Consider the following 2,421-nt stretch of genomic DNA (forward strand, 5'->3'; position numbering starts at 1 on the left):
TCACCGCCCTGATCGTTGTCGTTGAACACGTCATTGCCCTGGTTCAGGGTCACATTGTCCCGCCCATTGCCGCCGTCCACCGTGTCCCCACCAGCCCCGGCCGAGATCGTATCGCCCTGGTCACCGCCAAAGATCTGGTCAAACCCGGAACCGCCGGACAGCACGTCATTGCCGTCGTTGCCTTCGAGGCGCACGTTGTCCGTCCGGTTCACGGCCGACAGGGTGTCGTCGAAAATGGAGCCCTGCACCATGTCGATGCGGATCAGCGTGTCGGTGTCGCCAAAGGTGTCAGTGGCCGTGCCGACGGCTGTCCCCTGATTGCCCGTGCCCATGTTGACGGTGACACCGCTGGATCCGCCTTCGAAATGTTCGTTGTTGTAGCCGACCTGCGCATCGCCGCCGCCGCCATCGATGGTGTCGTTGCCTGCATTGCCTTCGAACCCTTCCCAGCGGCTTTCGGCAGCGCCCGTGATCCGGTCGGAATCCTGCGAGCCCTGGAAGTAGTGGATGAAGGTGAAGGTGTCATTCACCCGCCCGTCGCCCGAGACCACGGTGCCGGTGCCGTCCTGACCCGAGGTGATGGTCACGCCCCCCACGCGTCCGACATCGGAATAGCTGATGTCGGCGCCTTCACCTGTGGCCCAATGCTCGGCATGGCCCAGGATGGTGTCCTGGCCAAGGCCCGCGCGGATGAAATCGCCAAAGCCCTGTGTGGAAGCGAAGCCGCCCGAAGCGTCGATCAGGTCGTTGCCGTCCCCGCCGATCAGGTCATCGCGCCCACCGCCGCCGCGCAGCGTGTCGTTGCCGTCCCCGCCATCGAGCCGGTCGTCGCCAGCCGCGCCAAACAGGCTGTCATTGCCGCCGCGCCCTTCGAGGCGCTCCTCTGCCGTGGAGCCGATCAGCGTGTCATTGCCCAGGCGCGATCCGCGCACGTATTCGATCGAGATCAGCGTGTCGGTAAAGGCATTGCCGTCCCATATTCCGGTCGCCGTTTGCGTCGCGAGGTTCACATTTACCACATCCACGCCCGAACGGTCGTAGCGTACCCGGTCGAACCCGCCGCCGCCGTTGACGGTGTCATTGCCCTGTTCGGTGATGAAGCTTTCATCACGGTCCGAGCCGAGGATGCTGTCATTGTTGTCGCTGGCCCGGATCTCGAGCCGCCCATCCCCGCTCAGGACATTGATCGTATCCTGGCCCCCGAAGCCGTCATTGCTGACAAAGCCGGTGTTCAGGTTGACGTTGATACCGGAGGTCGGTGCATCGCTTGAGCCGAAGTTGAAGCTGATCCGCCCGCCGCCATTTGCGATGTTGATGTTATATGTGTCGTTGCCCTCGTTGCCGCGCAGGTTGAACCAGCTGTTTTCACTGCTGGAATTGGTGACATTGAAGACATCGTTGGCCTCCCCGCCTTCAAGGGCCAGCCCAAAGGCTTCCATGATCGCGCGGACATCGACCAGGGTGTCGGAGAACCCGGTGCCGGTGATGGTGCCGGTGTTCGCGGCTGCGTTGACGTTGAAGGTGACGGCGCCGTCCACGAAGTCTTCGTAATCGAGCCACTGGAACGAGGTGGACGTGCTGTTCGAGAAATCGATGGTGTCGTTGCCGACCGTGCCTTCGATATCGCCGCCATTGTCGTTGCCGTTGTCCCCGCCCGTGACGATGCTGTCATTGCCAAGGCCGCCAAAGATCTGGTCGTAGAATTCGGACCCGAGAACCGTAACCGGCTGCGTGATCAGGTCGCTGAAATCCGGGTCCAGCAGCTCGAACATGTTCAGACCGGTCGCTGCATTGCTGGCGTCAAAGGTGATTGGCCCCCCGGAATTGAGCAGGTTCGCAATGGGCACCAGATTGTCGGCGGCCAGCGCATCCAGGGCCTGCGAAAGGGCCACGAAGCCAAGGTTCAGCCCGGTGACTGTCCCTTCGAGCACCGAGTTCCCGGCGCTCGACATCGACAGGCTGGTGACGGTGCCCCCACTGGGCTCTTCGTCACCGGGGGCGCCCGAAAAGGTCAATCCTGTCCCGGAAATCGTGGTCGTGATCCCTGTGAACGGGTTGTTGACGACAACGGTCGTTGCCGATGTTGAAACGATATCGACCTCGATCTCATCACTATTGGAAAGAAACGCGTCTCCGAAATAATCGGAGTTGGTGCCGAGCAATGTGAATGTCGTCATTTGGTGGTGTCCCCTGTTAGGCCGTTCAAGCCGCTACCCGATATGGCTTGATGAAAAGTTATTCACGCCGGTGTCCATGCTGCGGCGTATGTGTATGGGCGCACCTTAGGGTCGTTTCCGAATTTCAGGCAAGTCTGAGGTCGCCCCAAAGGCACGCTGTCATGGCGTGGGCGCAGCTCTTATCAGAGGTGATCCAAAAGGTGTAATGCCGTAGGCGGAAGCCTGTAAATGGCAGGCGGTCTGT

Annotated in this window: 1 protein-coding gene; it reads right to left on the reverse strand. The window is 61.2% G+C overall.

What is annotated here, in order from left to right; genetic code table 11:
• Positions 1–2,177: calcium-binding protein (locus Q1A32_RS23905; protein WP_299658421.1), on the reverse strand; the 2,177-nt coding region annotated here is incomplete at its 3' end.
• Between the last annotated feature and the right edge of the window lie 244 nt (positions 2,178–2,421).

It is taken from the genome of uncultured Tateyamaria sp., assembly GCF_947503415.1.
GTDB lineage: Bacteria > Pseudomonadota > Alphaproteobacteria > Rhodobacterales > Rhodobacteraceae > Tateyamaria.